Annotated in this window: 23 protein-coding genes; 15 read left to right on the top strand and 8 right to left on the bottom strand. The window is 37.6% G+C overall.

What is annotated here, in order from left to right:
* The first annotated feature begins 38 nt into the window (after positions 1 to 38).
* Positions 39 to 200, top strand: a complete 162-nt coding sequence (locus ACFG4S_RS30305) for a hypothetical protein (RefSeq protein WP_221709058.1) — start codon at positions 39 to 41, stop codon at positions 198 to 200.
* A gap of 36 nt (positions 201 to 236) precedes the next feature.
* On the opposite strand, the gene ACFG4S_RS30300 is transcribed toward ACFG4S_RS30305, so the two are convergent.
* Both ACFG4S_RS30300 and ACFG4S_RS30295 read right to left on the bottom strand, forming a co-directional pair.
* A complete protein-coding gene (locus ACFG4S_RS30300) occupies positions 237 to 914 on the bottom strand; it encodes a hypothetical protein (protein ID WP_392532588.1) in 678 nt (225 codons plus the stop codon).
* A gap of 189 nt (positions 915 to 1,103) precedes the next feature.
* Positions 1,104 to 1,529 carry a hypothetical protein gene (locus tag ACFG4S_RS30295; RefSeq protein ID WP_392532587.1) on the bottom strand — a complete coding sequence of 142 codons (426 nt, stop codon included), beginning with the start codon at positions 1,527 to 1,529 and terminating at the stop codon, positions 1,104 to 1,106.
* Positions 1,530 to 1,739: 210 nt separating this feature from the next.
* On the opposite strand from ACFG4S_RS30295, the gene hsdR reads away from it, so the two are divergent.
* Genes hsdR through ACFG4S_RS30280 form a run of 3 tightly spaced genes read left to right on the top strand, consistent with a single transcriptional unit; the run spans position 1,740 to position 5,128 of the window.
* Complete coding sequence (hsdR, locus tag ACFG4S_RS30290; protein WP_392532586.1) at positions 1,740 to 4,136, top strand: EcoAI/FtnUII family type I restriction enzme subunit R; 2,397 nt, start codon at positions 1,740 to 1,742, stop codon at positions 4,134 to 4,136.
* 9 nt (positions 4,137 to 4,145) lie between these two features.
* On the top strand, positions 4,146 to 4,589 hold the full coding sequence (locus tag ACFG4S_RS30285; protein WP_392532585.1) for a hypothetical protein: 444 nt from the start codon (positions 4,146 to 4,148) through the stop codon (positions 4,587 to 4,589).
* Positions 4,589 to 5,128, top strand: a complete 540-nt coding sequence (locus ACFG4S_RS30280) for a hypothetical protein (protein ID WP_392532584.1) — start codon at positions 4,589 to 4,591, stop codon at positions 5,126 to 5,128. The genes ACFG4S_RS30285 and ACFG4S_RS30280 overlap by 1 nt, the downstream gene beginning before the upstream one ends.
* Before the next feature lie 21 nt (positions 5,129 to 5,149).
* Here ACFG4S_RS30280 and ACFG4S_RS30275 read toward each other — a convergent pair whose 3' ends face one another.
* Positions 5,150 to 6,478 (bottom strand): IS701 family transposase, encoded by a 1,329-nt coding sequence (locus ACFG4S_RS30275; protein ID WP_392530294.1) that lies wholly within the window; start codon positions 6,476 to 6,478, stop codon positions 5,150 to 5,152.
* Positions 6,479 to 6,571: 93 nt separating this feature from the next.
* Here ACFG4S_RS30275 and ACFG4S_RS30270 point away from each other — a divergent pair, with 93 nt between their 5' ends.
* On the top strand, positions 6,572 to 7,180 hold the full coding sequence (locus tag ACFG4S_RS30270; protein WP_392532583.1) for a hypothetical protein: 609 nt from the start codon (positions 6,572 to 6,574) through the stop codon (positions 7,178 to 7,180).
* A gap of 28 nt (positions 7,181 to 7,208) precedes the next feature.
* Entirely contained in the window at positions 7,209 to 8,576 is a 1,368-nt protein-coding gene (locus tag ACFG4S_RS30265; RefSeq protein WP_392532582.1) for a restriction endonuclease subunit S, read from the top strand.
* Positions 8,577 to 8,599: 23 nt separating this feature from the next.
* Here the strand turns inward: ACFG4S_RS30265 and ACFG4S_RS30260 are convergent, their stop codons facing one another.
* From ACFG4S_RS30260 to ACFG4S_RS30245, 4 genes are all read right to left on the bottom strand, one after another.
* Positions 8,600 to 8,956, bottom strand: a complete 357-nt coding sequence (locus ACFG4S_RS30260; protein ID WP_392532581.1) for a hypothetical protein — start codon at positions 8,954 to 8,956, stop codon at positions 8,600 to 8,602.
* A gap of 3 nt (positions 8,957 to 8,959) precedes the next feature.
* Positions 8,960 to 9,583, bottom strand: a complete 624-nt coding sequence (locus ACFG4S_RS30255) for a hypothetical protein (protein ID WP_392532580.1) — start codon at positions 9,581 to 9,583, stop codon at positions 8,960 to 8,962.
* Positions 9,584 to 9,605: 22 nt separating this feature from the next.
* On the bottom strand, positions 9,606 to 10,274 hold the full coding sequence (locus ACFG4S_RS30250; RefSeq protein WP_392532579.1) for a hypothetical protein: 669 nt from the start codon (positions 10,272 to 10,274) through the stop codon (positions 9,606 to 9,608).
* Between the two features lie 302 nt (positions 10,275 to 10,576).
* The gene (locus ACFG4S_RS30245; RefSeq protein WP_392536113.1) at positions 10,577 to 11,590 is read right to left on the bottom strand and encodes a transposase; all 1,014 of its coding nucleotides are present in this window, start codon (positions 11,588 to 11,590) and stop codon (positions 10,577 to 10,579) included.
* 238 nt (positions 11,591 to 11,828) lie between these two features.
* Here ACFG4S_RS30245 and ACFG4S_RS30240 point away from each other — a divergent pair, with 238 nt between their 5' ends.
* From ACFG4S_RS30240 to ACFG4S_RS30230, 3 genes are read left to right on the top strand one after another with little or no spacing between them, the layout of a single operon-like run.
* The gene (locus tag ACFG4S_RS30240; protein WP_392532578.1) at positions 11,829 to 12,176 is read left to right on the top strand and encodes an STAS-like domain-containing protein; all 348 of its coding nucleotides are present in this window, start codon (positions 11,829 to 11,831) and stop codon (positions 12,174 to 12,176) included.
* Positions 12,176 to 12,523: a hypothetical protein gene (locus tag ACFG4S_RS30235; RefSeq protein WP_392532577.1), complete on the top strand. Its 348-nt coding sequence runs from the start codon at positions 12,176 to 12,178 to the stop codon at positions 12,521 to 12,523. Before ACFG4S_RS30240 ends, ACFG4S_RS30235 begins: the two co-directional genes overlap by 1 nt.
* A 6-nt stretch (positions 12,524 to 12,529) precedes the next feature.
* Positions 12,530 to 12,781: a hypothetical protein gene (locus ACFG4S_RS30230; RefSeq protein WP_392532576.1), complete on the top strand. Its 252-nt coding sequence runs from the start codon at positions 12,530 to 12,532 to the stop codon at positions 12,779 to 12,781.
* Between the two features lie 71 nt (positions 12,782 to 12,852).
* Here ACFG4S_RS30230 and ACFG4S_RS30225 read toward each other — a convergent pair whose 3' ends face one another.
* The gene (locus ACFG4S_RS30225) at positions 12,853 to 12,993 is read right to left on the bottom strand and encodes a hypothetical protein (RefSeq protein ID WP_392532575.1); all 141 of its coding nucleotides are present in this window, start codon (positions 12,991 to 12,993) and stop codon (positions 12,853 to 12,855) included.
* 26 nt (positions 12,994 to 13,019) lie between these two features.
* Here ACFG4S_RS30225 and ACFG4S_RS30220 point away from each other — a divergent pair, with 26 nt between their 5' ends.
* The 6 genes from ACFG4S_RS30220 to ACFG4S_RS30195 all read left to right on the top strand — a co-directional run bounded on the left by ACFG4S_RS30220 (position 13,020) and on the right by ACFG4S_RS30195 (position 19,466).
* On the top strand, positions 13,020 to 13,163 hold the full coding sequence (locus ACFG4S_RS30220) for a hypothetical protein (protein WP_392532574.1): 144 nt from the start codon (positions 13,020 to 13,022) through the stop codon (positions 13,161 to 13,163).
* A gap of 115 nt (positions 13,164 to 13,278) precedes the next feature.
* Positions 13,279 to 14,847, top strand: coding sequence for a hypothetical protein (locus ACFG4S_RS30215; protein WP_392532573.1), 1,569 nt, complete (start codon positions 13,279 to 13,281; stop codon positions 14,845 to 14,847).
* Between the two features lie 138 nt (positions 14,848 to 14,985).
* Positions 14,986 to 15,147 (top strand): hypothetical protein, encoded by a 162-nt coding sequence (locus ACFG4S_RS30210; RefSeq protein ID WP_392532572.1) that lies wholly within the window; start codon positions 14,986 to 14,988, stop codon positions 15,145 to 15,147.
* A 92-nt stretch (positions 15,148 to 15,239) separates the two neighbouring features.
* Positions 15,240 to 16,322, top strand: a complete 1,083-nt coding sequence (locus ACFG4S_RS30205) for a hypothetical protein (protein WP_392532571.1) — start codon at positions 15,240 to 15,242, stop codon at positions 16,320 to 16,322.
* 39 nt (positions 16,323 to 16,361) lie between these two features.
* A complete protein-coding gene (locus ACFG4S_RS30200; RefSeq protein WP_392530294.1) occupies positions 16,362 to 17,690 on the top strand; it encodes an IS701 family transposase in 1,329 nt (442 codons plus the stop codon).
* Between the two features lie 135 nt (positions 17,691 to 17,825).
* Positions 17,826 to 19,466: a hypothetical protein gene (locus tag ACFG4S_RS30195; RefSeq protein ID WP_392532570.1), complete on the top strand. Its 1,641-nt coding sequence runs from the start codon at positions 17,826 to 17,828 to the stop codon at positions 19,464 to 19,466.
* The last annotated feature ends 4 nt before the right edge of the window (positions 19,467 to 19,470 follow it).

Below are 19,470 nucleotides of genomic sequence, written 5' to 3'. Positions count from 1 at the left end.
GTGCAAAAATTAAGCCCGGACAGGGACTTGGTGCTGGGATGACTGAAGAAACACGAGAAGTTAGGGGAAGAATCCCTAAAGAGTTAAAAATTGCATTTGAGATTGCCTGCGCTCGTTTGGAAGTAACCCAGACGGCAGCGCTGGAAGATGCTATTAAGGATTGGTTGAAAAAACAAGAGTCTGCATCTGCTGAGAAATAGAGTTGGCTTGGAAGTGTTGACTCTACTGCTAATCACCTAATATTTGGTGGTGATTTCTGGATCTAGCCTGTAAGCATTCCCATTACATAAATCCCCATCAGCATCCTCAACTAATTCAAGGCTTAAATTTTTGCCCATAGCTTTCCCAATTAGTTCCATTAACGCTTTTGCTCTTACTTGGAAAAATATTTCAAAGTCGTCGTTGCGTAAAATTTCTAGTTTGATCCCATGCGATCGCATTATTTCATCCAAGCTAGCTACCGCAGTTCCATGTAGCTCGAACTCTTTGAGGTAAGCTGAAGGTGCTTTGCTGCCGATTCTTTTATTGGTTTTGGCACTTAGAGGAGTGCGATTAACTAGGCAGTTATATTTTTTTGGATCAATGCCTTGTTTGCGACACCATGCTACGGGGAAGATGTGGTGCGAGTCGATTTGTTCTTCAAAATAAACAACGTCGTTAATTTCTTCGCCTGTAATCCAATCTACTGCGCCTTCACGCCTTAGTAATGCCGCAAATCCCTGATAAACTGCGCCAAGTCGCTTTCTGACGCTAAGAAGTCGTTCATACGAGAAATTTGCTTGCGTGATACCAAAGGGAACGGAACCACCTTCAATCCATGCTGGTACTTCGACAATATCGCGTCCAGCTTGGGAATCGTGCCAGTGGGTATAAATTTCACCAAACATTCCGCACCACAGCCAACGCTCTAACATGGAACGTACTTGAAACGAACGAGAGCGATCGCCAATAATGGTTAAAATTGCACTTAAAGCAACTAACTGGATAGGACAAGCAATATCATCAGCATCAAAGATTTTTTGACCGCGTAAAAAACGAGCCGCTTCTTCAAAACCTTTATTAACTGGGTCAGCCCATATTTGATATTCTTCTTTTGTTAATTTTCATACTTCGGTACGACCACAAGCAACACCAGGTAATTTATCTAAATTCCAACCCTGTTTAGCTGCTTCGATTCTTCGAGCGTAACCAGCTACTAAGGTAACAGCTTGCATAAAGTCGGTACTACGAACCTTCCGCAAAACCTTGAATGTTTGAAAGCGATTTTCGCGGTGTTTCCAATCATCTCGAAGGCTAAAATCACCCACGCAGTAACTCGAACTCATTAAATCGAAGAAATTGAGGTCGCATCCGGTTGTATTAGTATCCTCAAAAACTTGGCACACTGCATCTTTTGGCAATGAGTCACGTAGTTGAATGACTGGTATTTGATAATGCTCAAATTTTTTGATAACTTCTAATTCTAAAGTGTCAATTAGTTCGAGTTTTTGAGAGTCGTACTGCCAATATTTGGAAAACTTGCTGCGCATGACCTTACTTGATCTGAGTAACATATTTAGTCACGATTCATGACTATGTTAAAGATATTATGAGCCACGATGTATGTAGAAAAGCAGTGCGATCGCTGATTATTGCTCAGGTATTATTTGCATCTTGAATAACAAGGGTAATATTATTTTTTTTGTGCGTAGACATAACTAGGTGTTAAGTTATAAAACTAACTAGTAAAATAGCAAGCAATGAGCAATGAAGCTAATACCTGCCGTAAGTATGTTGAGCCAAAACTAAGAGATGCAGGGTGGGAAAAAGAGCCTCACGATTATACTGAGCAGTATTACTTCACTAATGGCAAAATTCGCCCCAAGAACAAGCGTCAACCTCGTGGTGAACGAAAATTTACAGATTATTTGCTGCTGTATAACGGAGAATTTCCCTTAGCGGTAGTAGAGGCGAAAAGGAAACACAAAACTCCTGATGAGGGACTGGAACAGGCAATAGACTATGCCAATCTTTTAGGGGTGAAGTTTGCTTACTCGACTAACGGACAAGGAATTGTAGAGTTTGATTTCATCACGGGTAAGCAGTCTGATGTGATGGAATCGTTTCCCAGTCCTGATGAACTTTGGCGACGATTAACTGGGTCAGGGAAAGAGCAAATTAGAGGAGACATAGCAGAAAAACTGTTAACTCCGTTTTATCCAATTCCAGATAAACCACTGCGCTACTATCAACGAAATGCTATTAATGCTGCACTAGCGGCAATTTTCAAAGGTCAAAAGCGCCTACTGCTAACAATGGCAACGGGAACGGGTAAAACTAGTGTTGCTTTCCAAATAGCTTGGAAACTGTCAAGTTTGGAGTGGAATACTTCTGGAGAATCTCGTTCTCCTAGAATTCTGTTTTTGGCAGATCGGAATATTTTGGTAGATGATCCCATGAATAAGGATTTTTCTGCCTTTAATCAAGAGAAAATTTACAAAATTCAGGGGGAAGCGAAAAAAGGACGTGACCTCTACTTTGCTATTTATCAAGCAATTGGTGATACACAATATAGCTTTGGACTTTACAGAGAATATAATCCTGATTATTTTGACTTAATTATTGTTGATGAGTGTCACCGAGGTAGCGCCAGGGATGAAAGTAACTGGCGACAAATTCTAGAACATTTTGAACCTGCGTATCAGTTAGGACTTACAGCAACACCGCTACGCGATGATAATGTTGATACCTATCGCTACTTTGGCAATCCCCTTTACACATATTCCCTCAAACAAGGGATTGATGATGGTTTCTTAGCTCCCTATCGAGTTTATCGAATTACTACCCGTTCTGATCGGGAAGGATGGCGACCTAACGCTGGACAGATTGACCGCTATGGAAGAACAATTCCCAATGAAGTTTATCTCACTCCAGACTTTGAGCGAAAATTGGTCAGAGAAGCCCGGACAAAGGCGATCGCACAACACATCACTGATTTTTTGAGAAGCGGTGATCGCTATGCCAAAACCATTGTCTTTTGTGTGGATGAGGAACACGTTAAGGCAATGATTAAAGAATTACGCAACCTCAACAGCGATATCACCAGAATAAATCCTGACTACATAACTCGTATTACCTCTGATGCTGGTGATGTTGGTAAGGGGCATCTCTACAAATTTAAAGATGTCTTGGATGAAACTCACATTATTGCTGTTACAGCTAAGTTGCTAACAACAGGGGTAGATATTCCCACCTGTAAAAATGTTGTGCTTGCCCGTGTTATTCGTTCAATGACAGACTTTAAGCAGATTATTGGGCGGGGAACCCGTGTACGAGAAGAACGGGGTAAACGGTCGTTTAATATACTCGATTACACCAATAGTACGGTGTTGTTTGAGGATAGAGATTTTGACGGCGAACCCGCCCTGATTAATGAATCAGAGATAGATGATAATGGGCAAATACTCTCTGAACATGAAGAGGAATTAGAGTCAGCAGAGTTAGAAGAGGAAGCAGACGACTTGGAAGACGATGAAAGGTCTGGATTTCCGGGACTTCCAGATGATGATGACACACCACCTCGGAAATATTACGCTGACGGGGGAAGCGAAGAGATTGTTGAAGAAAGAATTTATGATTTAAATCCAGATAATCAACTGCGCTTGTCTCGATTAATTGACTACACCAGAGAACAAGTTCGCATCCTGTATCGTTCAACTATAGAAATACAGCAACGCTGGGCAGATCCAGAACAGCGTTCAGAAATTATTGAATTGTTAGCGGATAGGGATAGGGATATTGATTTTGATGAGTTAAAACAAGTTACTAATCTTCCCGAAGCTGACCCTTTTGATTTACTATGTCATATTGCCTTTGATGCTCCGGTGCTGACTTGCAAGCAACGGGCTGAAGCGTTGCGTCGCCGTAAGGTTGATTTTTTTGAACAATATGGGGAAGATGCTAGGGCAATTTTAGAGATTATTTTGGACAAGTATGCAGACAAAGGAGTTGATGAGTTTAATATCCCAACCACATTTAAGGCTAACCGCGAGTTTGATAAATATGGGAATGTGGCTGAAATCGCTCAACGATTTGGTGGGGTTCAACAACTTAAAGAAGCCGTGAATCATCTGCAAAGTTTACTTTACACTGCATAGTTTTTTTTTATGAATAATAATGAATATAAAAACTTGTATGATCAGCTTAAAAAAATACTGAATGAGTATAACTTAACTTGGGTAGTCGAGCAGGTTAATGAAACTATTCGTGAGGGTAAAATAGTTAATGTAGAAGAATCACTCCCTAGAAAATCTAAAACGAAAACACATAGAATAAAACAAGAAAATTTTTCTGAAAAAGAAAAACTATTTCTTTTAATTGATGCTTTTGAAAGGATAATATTAGACTCTTCAGAAATAGAAAATGAACTGAATGAGTTTTTGACCGAAGAAAATCGAGAATCAATACTAGATCCAAAACTACTATTTTCTGAGGAAGATGATGAAGATTATCAAGTTATTTTTTATACTGATTCTGTGAAAGTACGCCAACAGATAGCGATGGAGCTAAAAAATTTACTTGATATGCTGCGAAAAGAGGTTAATAAGTAATGCCTGATACTTCATCTTTAATGCAAGGAATTAGAAGTAGGTTAGGACATTTAATTCCACTAGGGTTCAATACAGCAACTGATTTATCTGACCTATATGAAGCTTACGTTTTTAGTATTTTGATTAGAGCCGCCCAAAATGAAGGCGGCAGCATCAGCTATAAAGATGCTCTTGGACAAGATGCTCAATATCTAATTTTTCGTCGGAGTCCAGGACAGATTTACGTATCAACTCAAGCTTATACTCATGCTGTAATAAAATTTGATCATAAGCCAACATTAGAAGCCCACGTAGGCATCAGAGTTCAAGGACGTTCGCGGGTTTCTCATGAGTGTGACCTATGTGTTTTATTAGAAGATGAAGCTACTAACTGTAGAAATAACTTATATGAGCCTAGACATAACAAAGTAATTATTGCTGTTGAATGTAAATACTATACATCTGAACTTCCATTACATTTAGGCAGAAGTTTTATAGGATTAGCTTCTGATTTAAGGGTAGAAGAAGAAATATCCCTCTTCTGTCACTCTCCGAGATAAGCAAGTAGTAACAAAGTGAAATTATCCAGAAGCATAACAGGTTTTAAATTGATTCATTGCACTAATTAATTGATTGAATCCCAGCAATAATTTAGAATTTGGGAAAATATGTATCCAGGGATAAATTAACCAAAATAGTAAGAGTGGTTGGGCAATGAGACGCAGATTATTTAGAGTATTTTTCCATCCGCATTCATGGTTCCATTGTTGATGATTAGAAAAATCAACATCACTATTTTTTTGAACCTCAGCTTCAATTTGACGAGATTTATTTAAGCTTAAGAAGGCTGGAGAATTTAAACTAATCATTGTGTACACACAAAAAATAATTTCCCACCACCTTTCTATATGTTGAAAATTTGTGAACCGATAATCTGTCCAGCCGAGTTCCTGTTTACACTGTCGAAATCCATATTCTACCCAGGTTCTTAATCCATATAAATCGCCTAAAGTTTTTTTGAGTTTTCCTTGAAGATTTGTCATCACAAATGTTGTAGAATTTTCTGGCATGGTTTCTGGGTCAGTAGTTATTTCCCAGTAAGTTATGGCTCTTTTTTTACCATAAATTATTTCCCTAATGTATCGGGTTTCTGATTTTTGATTGCTAAATGTTCTTTCAAATTTACACCACTTATTAGCCCTAACGCTTTGTCCTGCTGGCAACCAGACTCCATGATTACTTCTTATTGCTACGACATAATCTAATTTATATTCAGCTACTTTTCTAATAAATTGGCTACTTTCACCATATAAACTATCTGCCAGTACCAGTTTAATGTTAAAACCTGATTCAATTAATTCTGTAATGATGTCTGACGCTAACTCTATTTTAGTTTTATATTTATCCTCCTCTTTTAACGTTCCTTTGGGTTTGAATACTTTTACAGTTAATGGAAACGTTATATTAGAATAAACTCCATAGGCATTGACTGAAACTATTCCATTATCGACTTTTCCTACACTTCCTAGATATTGCCTGGCTACATAATCAGTCTTTTTACCTTTTTTTCTATCTCCGGTTTCATCTATTACTACTGTAATCGCATTTCCATTTAGTGCTTTTTTAAGTTTATTTAATCTTAGTTGTTTTAATTTATCTACTGACCAGTCTGAATTGGCTAAAAAATGATGTAATGACTGTGCGGAGTTTATACTTACGACTTTCGCTATCTCTGGTAATGATTTTCTTTTAATTTGTGACATTATTCCCAGATGTAAATATTTGAAGCATTCATAATTTCTTACTTCTTTAAACAGGTCTTTATACTCTGCACAATATTCATCTATGGTCGCAACTGTTGGGTGAGCATCTCTTGCCAAATGTTTCAAAATTTGTAATTCTACATCCATTGCCCTACTTACCTTTCAGGGTTTTCTTTTTTTATTCTTTTATTTAGAATAACCGGAAAGTGACAGAAGAGGGATACCAGCATTCCCACAAATTTGTTATTTTTTGACCGTTCTGGACAAACGAATGAAATTTGGTACTATGAAATTCCATTACCAGAAGGACGAAAAACTTTCACAAAAACTAAGCCGATACAGGATGAAGATTTTGCTGAATGTGTGGCATGGTGGAAGAATCGAGAGGAGAATGAACAAGCTTATAAATATAACTTTAGGGAAGCTTATAAGCAGGCAATAAAAGAAGCAACGCCTCATTGGGATGCTGGTAAAAAAGCAGAGGAAACGGCTAATCAGCTTGCAAAGACAGTTAAGGAATTAGCTGAGAAAATCCAAAGTTTACAAAATTCAATTTTGGATTTTTCCCTACCTAAAGAAGTTACACAGATTAAGAATAAGATTGAGTTACTTAAAGATGAAGTGAAACAGGCTCAAACTGAGGAGCAAATTCAGCGCGAGATTGCGAAAAATGAGAAAGCTAAAGGAGATGCTATTTACTGGGTAATTTACAATATTGACCGAAAAAATCCAAATGTTCAGCAGGATTTTGAGCATTTACCGCCTGAGCAGTTAGTGGCTGATATCTTAGAGAAAGATAAGCGAATATCTGAAATTATGGCAGATATTAAGAGTATGTTGGAAGGTTAGATTCGCTTGCTGATATAAATACTTATCTATGTTAAAACTGACATTTAAGCAGACTCCAGCAGAATTAATGGTTCGGGCTGCTTCAACTATTATATTTAATACTTTAAATCAATTACACTACCCATCTGTAGCTCTTTCTGAACTTGCCGAAAATCCACAATATGGTTTTACCGCTAGTGCGTCAATTGAAGAAGTAGGAGCAAAATTTGTTCGGATTACTGATTTAAAAGATGGTGGAATCAATTGGGATACTGTACCCTATTGCAAATGTGATGAGCCAGAAAAGTATCTGATCTACCCTAATGACATTTTGTTTGCAAGAACTGGTGCAACAACTGGAAAAACACATCTTGTTAAAGAAGCTCCATACGCTGTTTTTGCTTCCTACTTGATACGAATTCGTCCAAAACGACTGGTAGAACCTGAGTATCTTTATTCATTTTTTCAATCTGATGCTTACTGGACACAGATTTTAGATGAAAAGGAAGGCTCTGCACAGCCTAACGTCAATGGTCAAAAATTGATGAAGATTTTAGTGCCAATGGTTGATAGTGAGATTCAGTCAGCTATCAGCAACTTTTTGGAGGTTGTGAGGAAACGACAAGATGGTAGTTTTGAAGAACTGCCAGAACTCCCACCCCCGCTAGAGCAACAACGCCGGATTATGATGCGGGTTGAGGAACTGGTGGGGAAGGTTGAGGAAGTGCGATCGCTACGTCAAAAAGCACTAGAGGAAAGTAATCTGATTTATAAAAATCTTGCTAGACAAATTTTTGATAATTATATAGAAAGTAGCATCTCTATAGAAAAGTTAGTAGGACGTGCAAATCTTAAGAATGGAAAATCTATCAGGGCAACTGAGCAAGCATCAGGAATTAAGTGCATAAGGCTATCAGCAATCAGAAATGGTCAGATAGATTGCACTGACTCTAAGCCAGTACCCATGAGTCACGAAGAAGCACAACAATATTTAGTCAAAGCTGAAGATGTTTTTATCGTTCGTGGAAATGGTAGCAAACATTTAGTTGGTCAAGCAGGGATTGTTAAAAAGTTTGCAGAAGGAACTATATTTCCTGATTTATTTATCCAAGTCCCTTTAGATTGCCATAAAATCTTGCCCTCATTTTTTGTAGCTTGGTGGAATAATCCACTAATGCGAGAAAAAATAATTGAAGTTGCTAAGACAACCTCTGGTATATGGAAAATTAATCAGGGACATATTGCTTCTTTCTCAATTCCAGTCCCACCTCTGCCCGAACAACACCGCATCGTCACCTACCTAGATGAACTACAAACCAAAGTAGACAGAATGAAACGGCTTAGAGAAGAAGCAATAAAAGAACTTGATGCGTTACTACCTTCTATCTTAGATAAAGCTTTTAAAGGAAAATTTTGAGGAGAGAAGCTGCTATTAACTCACTACTGATTAGGTGGATAAATTTCTATTTCGCAGTTATTAGCCAAAAACTTAGCAATTGAGTTGGTTTTTTTACCTAAAACAACAGCATGAGCATCATTACCTTCAACTGGCTCATGGCAAATTTCTAACCCTTTTTCTATGATCAATTGAGCTTTTATAGATACAACAGCATTTTTACCTATTTTTTTAGCTCTGTTATAGCTTTCTTCTATTGTTGTTAGAGAAAGTATATCTACAGACATCTCAAAATCTCTAAAAGCTGCTGAAGTTGGTCTATTTTCCTCTGGGTGAATTTGACCTGGATGCAGCCACCTCAGCAGCTTATCAGAGGGCTTTACTTGATAGGGTTCAGCCATTTATTAACAGTCGAATTTAAATAGCCAATCTAGTATAGGATATAACTCCTCTAGATGGAATTCTCCTTCGATGTCTAAATTGCCTTCAGTCTTCAAATATTCAAGTTTATCCTCTGCTGACACGGGAATATAAATTTCTAACTGTCTGAAATGGAAACGTTTACCAGCCCATTCAAATAAAATCATACCATCAGAGCATGGGGCGATAAACGGTTCAACCTTTGAAAAATCAAGCCCTCTATTAATACAGTAAGTACGGAAATTAGAGTAGAGGTTGAGAGCTAAATCAATCTGTTCTTTAGAAAACTTAGGAGCATCATAACCATCCCACTTATCTTCCAAATCTGACAAGTGAATAATTCTTTGATAAGCATTAGTATTTTTCTGCCAGTCAAAAACCTGTTGCTTACGTGTATCGATAAACAAGGAAGAATTTCTTATATCGTAAACACGGTTAAAAGTTAAATACCTTAAAATAGCAGCTTTTGAAGCAGATGACACAGGAAAAACACATTTCGTGTAGGTTGTAGAAACAGGATAAATTTGCTCTGCTGTTTTATAAATTGAAGTGGTATCCTTCCCTTTAATACCATTGAGACTGGTATCTCCCCAAGCGATTTTGTTCATATTGTTACCCTTGCTATCACTCTCAAAAAGCTTCTTCTACAAAAGAAATAAAAATCTCAAAATCACCCTTACAATATTCTATAATATTTTTTACATAAGATATTTTTTCTGGGTAAGTACCGTTAATTAATTCTCTATGAAAATTTGCTGAAAAGTTAAGTACATTTACTAATTCGTTATTAGGATTTTGTTGAATAATTGCTTCTTGTATAGCAATTATTAAGTTAGCACTATCTAACTGATATGTGAATTGAACAACAGCATTTGGTGACTTACCTTGAAAATTTGCCCATTTTCCTTGACTAATTAATTTATTTAAAACAGTATCTTGATTATCTTCTTTATCTGCTATAAGAAGATGAGCATTTATATTAATTCCCACAGCTCTATAATCGGAAGCAGGAACGATATCAATATACTTACATGAAATTTCTGGGATTTGGAACACTAGATTATTATTATCTAATGCTTCCCAGAAAGTGACTCTATCAGACTGAGCTACTACATTAACTCCATTTTTGAACACAACTTGAGATAGAGCAGGGGTACAAATCGGCGGCATTGCCAACTCCCAGTCAGGCGGTACAATTTGGTTGTACTTCAAAAAGTCAGGATTCAAGATTGATGGATTTTGGTTATCCGCCACCACCACAATCGAAAAATCTCTAACTTCCACATTTTTACTGAGCATTAGACAATTAACCCTCACCAACGGCTAAGATTACACAGGACTGAGTAAGACAACCTCCTCATACAACTGTAATATAACTACACGACTAGCGAGTTGCTTTCCAGCCACTTTGCAATGCTATATATCTATATCATCCTAAAAATGTACCTTTTTATCAGAAAAAGCAAAGAACTTTAAATACATCTTAAACAGACTTTTTATGCTATGCCATCCATCGAAGGGGCAGAAACACGTCTATTAAAGGCAGGACTTACGCAACTGGCACAAGCAATGGTGCGCGAAGCGCACCGAGCGCCCAAAAACTACACAGAAGACATAGCAATCTCTGGACGTTTTAATTGCTCAATTAAATAATTAGAAAGCAAATTGTGCTTGAGCTTGTAAATAGTTTGACCTGTTTGATAAGCTAAACTTTTCAGTTTTAGCCAAACTAACATAGTGCAAGCAATATGATTTCTTTGAAGACGGGCTTTACGGCATTGACATGATTCAATGCCAGTTAGTTGCTTTATTTCTCTATGAAACTCCTCTATTTTCCAACGGATTTTACACACCTGTTGTGTAACATCAGTAGAACTTTGAGATAAATCGTTGGTTGCGACATAATCCGTCCTATCGGTAGAGATAATAACCCGGAAAAGTTTCACTTTTTTATCAGCAGGGAATCCTTTAATTTTTATGATTTTACCACATTCTAAATCTTCATTACTCCATTCTAAAGATTCAATATTTTTATATTTTTCTTTACCAAAACTATCATCCAATAAACGATTAGTCTTTAAACGACAATAATAAACTTTATTTAAACTATCGATATAAAGCATTAAATTATTGACTGCATACCAAGTATCCATCAAAACTGTATCGAAAGGTAGAAGCTTTTGATATACAAGCCCTTGCAGCATATTTTTCACATGGTCAATCTTAGTTAAACCATCATTGTCTGGATTGAAAATACGATAATCTATTACCCAGAAATTGAGATTTTTAGGATTAACATATATGCAATTTACTATTCCTATCCCTCTAACAACACCATGTTCATTACCACTATACTGCCTTCGGACTATTTCTATTTCCTCAGAAAATCTTTTATCTAAAACTGTATCATCAAATATAATGTAAGCATCCTCGTCAGCGACAATTAAATTTTTGACATTATCCCAAAGTAAACGAGGAGTTAATTTTTCATTCTTTAAATAATAATTGATTTTATCATGACTAATATTTTCCAAATATTTTGCTAAATTAGTCATTATATAGTTAATTTGGCTACTAAGTAAATATTGACAATAATTAAGTTTAGTAAATCTCATCACTAACCAACTTTTTGATGCACCTTCTATCAATTTTCTCATAAAATTTTGAACAACAAGATACATCATTGATTATTGTTACTAATTCGAGTAAAGCCAATCAAACACATTCTCGCTAATTAAATACGTATGTACTACTAATTAGCGATCTCACTGTGCCAGTTGCGTAAGTCCTGAAAGGTTTTCAGCCACAGAAAAAAAGTTTTAGATATCGCCCCTATTAAGATGAAATGCGGCTATGAAACACGAAATCCTAACCCTAATAGGCAAAAACTGTATTACACCTGGCGATGGTCAGAAGGTGTACGATTTGGTTCATCCAGAATTATTACCACTTCATGAGGTTGAGCTAGACTTTGCAGGAGTAGAAATTTTTGCTTCCCCGTTCTTTAACTTTGCTATTGGACAATTACTTCGGGATATTAAGCCAGAAATTCTAAACAGTCTGCTTAAGTTCTCCAATCTAAATACGGTTGGTAAGCAAATACTCAAACTAGTAATCGAAAATTCCAAGCGGTATTACTCCGACCCTGATTTCCGTAGTAGAGTAGACCAAGTTATCAGCGAACAAGCAAATACACAGTAATGCCAGTCAACTACACAGTTCAGGCTGAAGTGGTTGATATCCGGTCTGACGCTCCGAAAAATGATGATATTTTCTTAGTAGATATAAACGCCTGGTATTGGTATACCTATACTAATGCCAGTATTTCATTTCGTCCTTATCAGATTACAGAGTATCCTTCCTACATTGCCAAAGCCATTTCTGCTAACTCATTGCTTTTGTACTGCGGTCTTTCATTGGCAGAATTAGCACACAACATTGAGCAAACAGAAAGAGAAATATTTTCTTCTACATTAAAATCTAAAGAATACCGTCATAACTTCCCAACCGAGAGAGCAAAAGTTGTAGCCGAGGTTCAAGCCGCTTGAAGTCAGGTGATATCTAGTGCTGTATGCACAGATGTTTTGGTTAGCGAAGAAACAAGCAATGGGGCGCTAACCAGATTTCAAACCCAATTACTTGACGGCTACGACTTGCGGATACTGCAAGCGTTGGACAAAGCTGGAGTTACACAAATAATTACCGATGATGGTGATTATGTGACTGTCCCAGGTATTAAAGTTTTTACTGCAAATAGTGGTGCGATCGCAGCAGCGAAAAGTAAAGGCAAACTTCTGGTTAGATGAAATGCGACCACCTCAATCCTCTAAATCTGCTTTTGACATTCTGTCATCTCCGCAAAAGTGAAGACCATACACTACCGTAACTTTATTGGTGAAGCAGGTGCTAGGAAGACAAATTGATCAAGCGATCGCTTGATGCTGTAGAGTTTGGCTTGGAAAGTGCGATCGCATCCTGAAAAGCAGGTCACCCCTTGATTACTGTGTGGTTGGATCATACCAATTGGAAAAATGATTACAAAAGATGGATTCAGAAAACTTAGACAGAGAAAGTAACTCCCAAGTCAAAATGGTATTACATTTATCTGTGGCTAGTGAGCAGGTTAACGAAGTAAAACAACACCCAGATGCTTTTCTTAGAGCGAAGAGTGCTAGCAGCTACACTTGAAAAAAGTATATGAAAAAATATATGTAGAGTGAAGAGTAAGATTTTTGAAGCTTTGAGTGATTGAGGTATGAGAAGCACTGTAGTAAGCTAGTAGCTTTCCCAAAGGAGATTGTTTATGGGCAAACCATATTTCTCAGAACTTCAGCAGCTTGCAGATACTTACTCTATAGCAATGACTTTAAATATTGATCGCTTAGTTGCTGCTGTCGCATCGTCAGCGTCGCTCCCTCTACTCGTGACTGGTTCAGGAGGAGCGCTCACAGCCGCGCACTTTATGAGTGCTCTTCATCAACGATTTGCACAGACAGTTGCAAAAGCAGTCACGACTCTCGATTTCATAGAGAGTAGTCCAGTAACGAGAGAAGTAGCAATTTGGTGCTTGAGTGCAGGAGGTAAAAACTCAGATATTCAAGCCGCTTTTAAAACGGCTGTCCTCCGTGAACCTCAACATTTATTTGTACTATGTGCAAAGAGCGGGAGTCCACTCTCGCGTCTTGTTGCGCGGTATAGTTACGCGGGGATTTTTGATTTTGATTTACCGTCTCAGAAAGATGGCTTCCTAGCCACCAATTCACTACTTGCCTTTTTCGTTCTTTTGGCACGAGCCTATCATCAAGTTTTCGATACTAGCAAAGAACTTCCCGAAAACCTAGCAGAACTCTTATACGATGGAAAAACTGCCAATGAGTACCACTCGCTACTCCGGGAATATTGTATTTCATTGTGGGAACGTGACTATATTTCTGTGCTGTATAGTATCCCTACACACCCAGCAGCTATTGACCTGGAATCTAAGTTTGTTGAAGCAGCATTGGGTTCATTACACCTTGCTGATTACCGCAATTTTGCTCATGGCAGACACCATTGGCTTGCCAAGCGTGGAAAAAGCACAGCCTTACTTGTATTAATAACGCAGGCAGAAAAAGAACTTGCAGAAAAAACCCTTCAACTACTTCCATCAGATATCTCTATAGTACAATTGTACTTTGCAGGAAATGAAACAGTTGCGGCGATCAAAGCTCTAGTAACTTGTTTTTACATTGTATCTTTTGCTGGAGAGCGTCGAGGTATCGATCCAGGCCGTCCTGGAGTTCCACCCTTTGGACAGCAACTATATAATCTTCGTGCCTTGGGTACTCCATCAGTAAGATTTGGTAAAGATACTGACATTGCAACCTTCTGTATCATGCGTAAAACGGGTACTATTCCTGAAATTCTTACTTCATTTGGAGAGTTAGATTTTTGGCGACAATCCTATGAAGAGTTTATTCAAAAAATGCAAAGGGTTTCTTTTGCTGCCATAATCTTTGACTACGATGGAACTCTGTGTGATGGTAGCGATCGCTTTGGTAGCCTTAGTAGCAAGATGACCAAGGAACTTTCACGTTTGCTAAAAGCAGGCATTGTTATTGGGGTAGCCACAGGTCGAGGAAAATCTGTTAAAGAAGCTCTTCGCGAAGCTATCCCCAAGCGATACTGGCAGCAAATATTAGTAGGCTACTATAACGGAGCAGATTGTGGGCTTTTAGATGATGACCAGCACCCTAATTTCTCAGAAAAACCATGTATTGAGTTGGCACCATTAGCGGAGGCGTTTCAAATAGACATTCGACTGCCAAAAATGGCACAAATTACAGTTCGTAAGAAGCAGATCACAGTTGAAGCAAAATCTCTTGCACCATAAACAACAATTTGGTCTTTAGTCCAGACAATAGTTCATGCCACTAATTCTCCAAATGTAACTATAGTCAGGTCTAGTCACTCTATTGATGTATTAGCGCCTGGTGTATCCAAATCTACAGTTGTAGAGCAGGTTCGCAGGATGTTGGGTATCTTAGGAACAGGTGAAGTTTTGTGTATTGGCGATCACGGTATGTGGACTGGTAATGACTTTTATCTGTTGAGAGAGCCATTTTCCTTGAGTGTGGATGAAGTTTCGCCCGATCCTAAAACTTGCTGGAATCTTGCACCTCCAGGATTTTGAGGAGTGCAAGCAACTCTTGCTTACCTAGATTGCCTGCAAATTGTTGATGATGGTATACATTTTGATTTAGGACAAATTGCAAGTAAAAACCAATGAAAGATGAGTTGGCAGAGCGGCTTCTAGCGGAAGTTATGGAATGGACATCAGAAAATGTTGCTAATGAACGTCCTTCACTTCAAGCAATGGCTGCTTACAAATATGACCAATATCAGCAATTTTCAACTGGGAGAAAATTTGTTGAAAGTCTAGCTTTATGGCTCAAACAATTCTCCAAAAATGAGCGGAAAATTGCTTACGAATTTGTGAAGAAACGGTTAATTTTTTGTTCTTCAGCAGAAATGGAACATCTTGTAGCAATTGCATATCCAGATTTTATTAGACCAATTTTATTGGATTACACAGCTAAAGAATCTGGCATTCCCAAAAACTATATTAGCCGACTTGCAGATAGCCAGGAATTTAAAGTACTTCGACGGCAATGTCTTTTTCTAGGTTTAAGTGATGGAGCACATACTGATATATTCCGTCGCAGCAATCGAGAACTGAGTCATGAACAAATATGGCAAGCTTACGAAATTTCTCCCGAAAAAGCTAAGGATATGATCAAGAACCTATCTGAAGACATGGAGAGTATACTGGGGCGAAAACCTACAGAGTATGAAAGCTGTTTTAGAATGGTCTTTCTGCTTGATGATTTTTCGGCAAGTGGTCTAAGTTACTTAAGAAAAAACCCTGAAACTAAAGAATTTAAGGGAAAAATTAATAAAGTTTATAAACAATTTTACGAAGCAGCAAGTAATTTAAACAATGGTATAGAAAAACTTTTTAACAAAAATGAGCTTCATATACACCTTGTTTTATATATGGCGACCCAACAAGCTTGTTCTCACTTAGATTCTATAGTAGCAGATTTATTCTCTGAAAAATCTATAAAATGCAATATTACAGTTATACAACCTTTATCAACAGGAGTTCCATTACAGCAGATGGATGACTCTCTTTTTCTAGAATTAATAGAAAAGGATATATATTACGATGCCAAGGTTAAAACTAAGCACATGAATGTAGGTAAAGGAGATGGGAGGCGAGGTTTTAACGATTGTAGTCTACCGTTAGTGCTAAGTCATAATACGCCGAATATCCCTCTTCTGTCACTTTCCGGTTATTCTAAATAAAAGAATAAAAAAAGAAAACCCTGAAAGGTAAGTAGGGCAATGGATGTAGAATTACAAATTTTGAAACATTTGGCAAGAGATGCTCACCCAACAGTTGCGACCATAGATGAATATTGTGCAGAGTATAAAGACCTGTTTAAAGAAGTAAGAAATTATGAATGCTTCAAATATTTACATCTGGGAATAATGTCACAAATTAAAAGAAAATCATTACCAGAGATAGCGAAAGTCGTAAGTATAAACTCCGCACAGTCATTACATCATTTTTTAGCCAATTCAGACTGGTCAGTAGATAAATTAAAACAACTAAGATTAAATAAACTTAAAAAAGCACTAAATGGAAATGCGATTACAGTAGTAATAGATGAAACCGGAGATAGAAAAAAAGGTAAAAAGACTGATTATGTAGCCAGGCAATATCTAGGAAGTGTAGGAAAAGTCGATAATGGAATAGTTTCAGTCAATGCCTATGGAGTTTATTCTAATATAACGTTTCCATTAACTGTAAAAGTATTCAAACCCAAAGGAACGTTAAAAGAGGAGGATAAATATAAAACTAAAATAGAGTTAGCGTCAGACATCATTACAGAATTAATTGAATCAGGTTTTAACATTAAACTGGTACTGGCAGATAGTTTATATGGTGAAAGTAGCCAATTTATTAGAAAAGTAGCTGAATATAAATTAGATTATGTCGTAGCAATAAGAAGTAATCATGGAGTCTGGTTGCCAGCAGGACAAAGCGTTAGGGCTAATAAGTGGTGTAAATTTGAAAGAACATTTAGCAATCAAAAATCAGAAACCCGATACATTAGGGAAATAATTTATGGTAAAAAAAGAGCCATAACTTACTGGGAAATAACTACTGACCCAGAAACCATGCCAGAAAATTCTACAACATTTGTGATGACAAATCTTCAAGGAAAACTCAAAAAAACTTTAGGCGATTTATATGGATTAAGAACCTGGGTAGAATATGGATTTCGACAGTGTAAACAGGAACTCGGCTGGACAGATTATCGGTTCACAAATTTTCAACATATAGAAAGGTGGTGGGAAATTATTTTTTGTGTGTACACAATGATTAGTTTAAATTCTCCAGCCTTCTTAAGCTTAAATAAATCTCGTCAAATTGAAGCTGAGGTTCAAAAAAATAGTGATGTTGATTTTTCTAATCATCAACAATGGAACCATGAATGCGGATGGAAAAATACTCTAAATAATCTGCGTCTCATTGCCCAACCACTCTTACTATTTTGGTTAATTTATCCCTGGATACATATTTTCCCAAATTCTAAATTATTGCTGGGATTCAATCAATTAATTAGTGCAATGAATCAATTTAAAACCTGTTATGCTTCTGGATAATTTCACTTTGTTACTACTTGCTTATCTCGGAGAGTGACAGAAGAGGGATAATTCTATATTTTTACTTTGGGCTGATCCTGATTTTTACAGTGTAAGAGGTCTTTTCCCACGAACGGAAAGGCATCGGAGTTAGCTATGAAAGAATCTCGTAATCCATTTAGAATGCGAGCCTCAGAGCAAAGTGAATCGGATGAAAACTTTGTCCGCTTATTTAGTTCGCGTGTGCTTGACATATTAGGGGATTCAACTGAAGGTCTTTTTGATAGGCTACGAATCTTTAGAAGTGCTCCTGGTGGTGGTAAAACTTCTCTATTGCGCCTTTTTACTCCTAATGCACTGCTGACTATTCGCACTATTCGGGAACGCTCTAATGATACTAAAGACTTATTTCAACGACTCAAGCAACTTGGGGCACTTGATGAAAGCAAAATCAAGGTATTAGGTATTCTATTATCCTGCGCCCGTGGATTTGCAACTCTTGATGAGTTAGATATAGATTTAGCAAAAAAAAAGCGCTTACTTTTATCATTATTGAATGCTCGGATTATACTTGCAGTTTTGCGGAGCATTTTGGTACTTAAAGGATTAAGATATCCAGAGACATCTGCTCTTGAACAAATTGAAATTTCGTTTTCGATAGACACATCTTCTGTAGGGCTGACCCTACCCTGCTCAGGTAAGCAATTGTATGACTGGGCGTGCGGAGTAGAGCAGAAAGTTTGTGATGCTTTGGATAGCTTTATTACTCCTACAGATGGATTACCTGGGCATGATTATTTAATTGCTCTGGACATAATTAAATATCCTTTTATACTACATGCTGGGCAACCAATTACTGAGCGTGTGCTGCTAATGCTTGATGATGTACACAAACTGACTTGGGAGCAAAGACGTTTTTTGCGAGAAGAACTTATTGATAACCGTCTTCCTGTTGGTATTTGGATGGCAGAGAGATTGGAGGCACTTGGTGTTGAAGAACTCTTATCTGAAGGAGCAATAATTGGGCGAGATCATGAAGGAGTCATTAACCTAGAGGCTTTCTGGCGAGGGAATAGGCGCTTTGAGGGAGTGGTCAAAAATATTGCTGATTGTCGAGTGAGAGAAGCAGCCGATACAGATATAGAGTCTTTTAATGGATGCCTTCAAAATTCTTTAGATGGAGAAAAGTGGCAAAATAAGTTTGCCGAAGGAAAGTTAATTGTTAGTGAACGTGTACGCAGTAGCGCTGACCAGAAGCAACGCTACATCCAATGGGTTTCAGAAAGAGAACAGCAAGAGGGTACAGAAAAAGATAATGCAATCGCTTGGAAAACATTGGAGATTCTCATTGACAGAGAAGAGAGAAAGCCATATAAACAATTAACAATATTTGATTTGCCGCTAGAAGTAGATGAATTAGAAAAACGTGACGATTCTCAGGTGCGTGCAGCAGCAGAGCTATTTTTTTGTAAAGAGTTTAAAATACCCTACTATTACGGCATCTCTCGTTTGGCAAATATAGCATCATCCAACATTGAACAGTTCCTATGGCTTACTGGGAGTTTATTTGAAGTTTCTCTTTCTGCGGCTCTACTCAAGCAGCCTTGTGCCCTACCTCCCAACCAACAGCAGCAAATTCTAAAACAAGCTGTTGAACAAAGATGGAATACACTTCCACAGCAAGTGAAATATGGGCATGATGTTCGTAAATTCCTAGAAGCTATTGGTGAATTGTCTAAGTGGGAAACTAACAGACCTAACGCTCCCTATGCTCCAGGAGTCACGGTAGGGTGTTGACTCT

It is taken from the genome of Nostoc sp. C117 (assembly GCF_043099735.1).
Taxonomy (GTDB): Bacteria; Cyanobacteriota; Cyanobacteriia; order Cyanobacteriales; family Nostocaceae; genus Nostoc.
Note: the sequence above shows the minus strand (reverse complement) of the source record. Positions and strands in the feature narration are given on the sequence as shown.

What these genes read in the sequence shown, in the direction of transcription:
- ACFG4S_RS30305 (WP_221709058.1), top strand. Translation starts at nt 39, where the DNA reads ATGACTGAAGAAACACGAGAAGTTAGGGGAAGAATCCCTAAAGAGTTA.
- ACFG4S_RS30300 (WP_392532588.1), bottom strand. Translation starts at nt 914, where the DNA reads ATGTTAGAGCGTTGGCTGTGGTGCGGAATGTTTGGTGAAATTTATACC.
- ACFG4S_RS30295 (WP_392532587.1), bottom strand. Translation starts at nt 1,529, where the DNA reads ATGCGCAGCAAGTTTTCCAAATATTGGCAGTACGACTCTCAAAAACTC.
- hsdR (WP_392532586.1), top strand. Translation starts at nt 1,740, where the DNA reads ATGAGCAATGAAGCTAATACCTGCCGTAAGTATGTTGAGCCAAAACTA.
- ACFG4S_RS30285 (WP_392532585.1), top strand. Translation starts at nt 4,146, where the DNA reads ATGAATAATAATGAATATAAAAACTTGTATGATCAGCTTAAAAAAATA.
- ACFG4S_RS30280 (WP_392532584.1), top strand. Translation starts at nt 4,589, where the DNA reads ATGCCTGATACTTCATCTTTAATGCAAGGAATTAGAAGTAGGTTAGGA.
- ACFG4S_RS30275 (WP_392530294.1), bottom strand. Translation starts at nt 6,478, where the DNA reads ATGGATGTAGAATTACAAATTTTGAAACATTTGGCAAGAGATGCTCAC.
- ACFG4S_RS30265 (WP_392532582.1), top strand. Translation starts at nt 7,209, where the DNA reads ATGTTAAAACTGACATTTAAGCAGACTCCAGCAGAATTAATGGTTCGG.
- ACFG4S_RS30260 (WP_392532581.1), bottom strand. Translation starts at nt 8,956, where the DNA reads ATGGCTGAACCCTATCAAGTAAAGCCCTCTGATAAGCTGCTGAGGTGG.
- ACFG4S_RS30255 (WP_392532580.1), bottom strand. Translation starts at nt 9,583, where the DNA reads ATGAACAAAATCGCTTGGGGAGATACCAGTCTCAATGGTATTAAAGGG.
- ACFG4S_RS30250 (WP_392532579.1), bottom strand. Translation starts at nt 10,274, where the DNA reads ATGCTCAGTAAAAATGTGGAAGTTAGAGATTTTTCGATTGTGGTGGTG.
- ACFG4S_RS30245 (WP_392536113.1), bottom strand. Translation starts at nt 11,590, where the DNA reads ATGAGATTTACTAAACTTAATTATTGTCAATATTTACTTAGTAGCCAA.
- ACFG4S_RS30240 (WP_392532578.1), top strand. Translation starts at nt 11,829, where the DNA reads ATGAAACACGAAATCCTAACCCTAATAGGCAAAAACTGTATTACACCT.
- ACFG4S_RS30235 (WP_392532577.1), top strand. Translation starts at nt 12,176, where the DNA reads ATGCCAGTCAACTACACAGTTCAGGCTGAAGTGGTTGATATCCGGTCT.
- ACFG4S_RS30225 (WP_392532575.1), bottom strand. Translation starts at nt 12,993, where the DNA reads ATGATCCAACCACACAGTAATCAAGGGGTGACCTGCTTTTCAGGATGC.
- ACFG4S_RS30220 (WP_392532574.1), top strand. Translation starts at nt 13,020, where the DNA reads ATGGATTCAGAAAACTTAGACAGAGAAAGTAACTCCCAAGTCAAAATG.
- ACFG4S_RS30215 (WP_392532573.1), top strand. Translation starts at nt 13,279, where the DNA reads ATGGGCAAACCATATTTCTCAGAACTTCAGCAGCTTGCAGATACTTAC.
- ACFG4S_RS30210 (WP_392532572.1), top strand. Translation starts at nt 14,986, where the DNA reads ATGTTGGGTATCTTAGGAACAGGTGAAGTTTTGTGTATTGGCGATCAC.
- ACFG4S_RS30205 (WP_392532571.1), top strand. Translation starts at nt 15,240, where the DNA reads ATGAAAGATGAGTTGGCAGAGCGGCTTCTAGCGGAAGTTATGGAATGG.
- ACFG4S_RS30200 (WP_392530294.1), top strand. Translation starts at nt 16,362, where the DNA reads ATGGATGTAGAATTACAAATTTTGAAACATTTGGCAAGAGATGCTCAC.
- ACFG4S_RS30195 (WP_392532570.1), top strand. Translation starts at nt 17,826, where the DNA reads ATGAAAGAATCTCGTAATCCATTTAGAATGCGAGCCTCAGAGCAAAGT.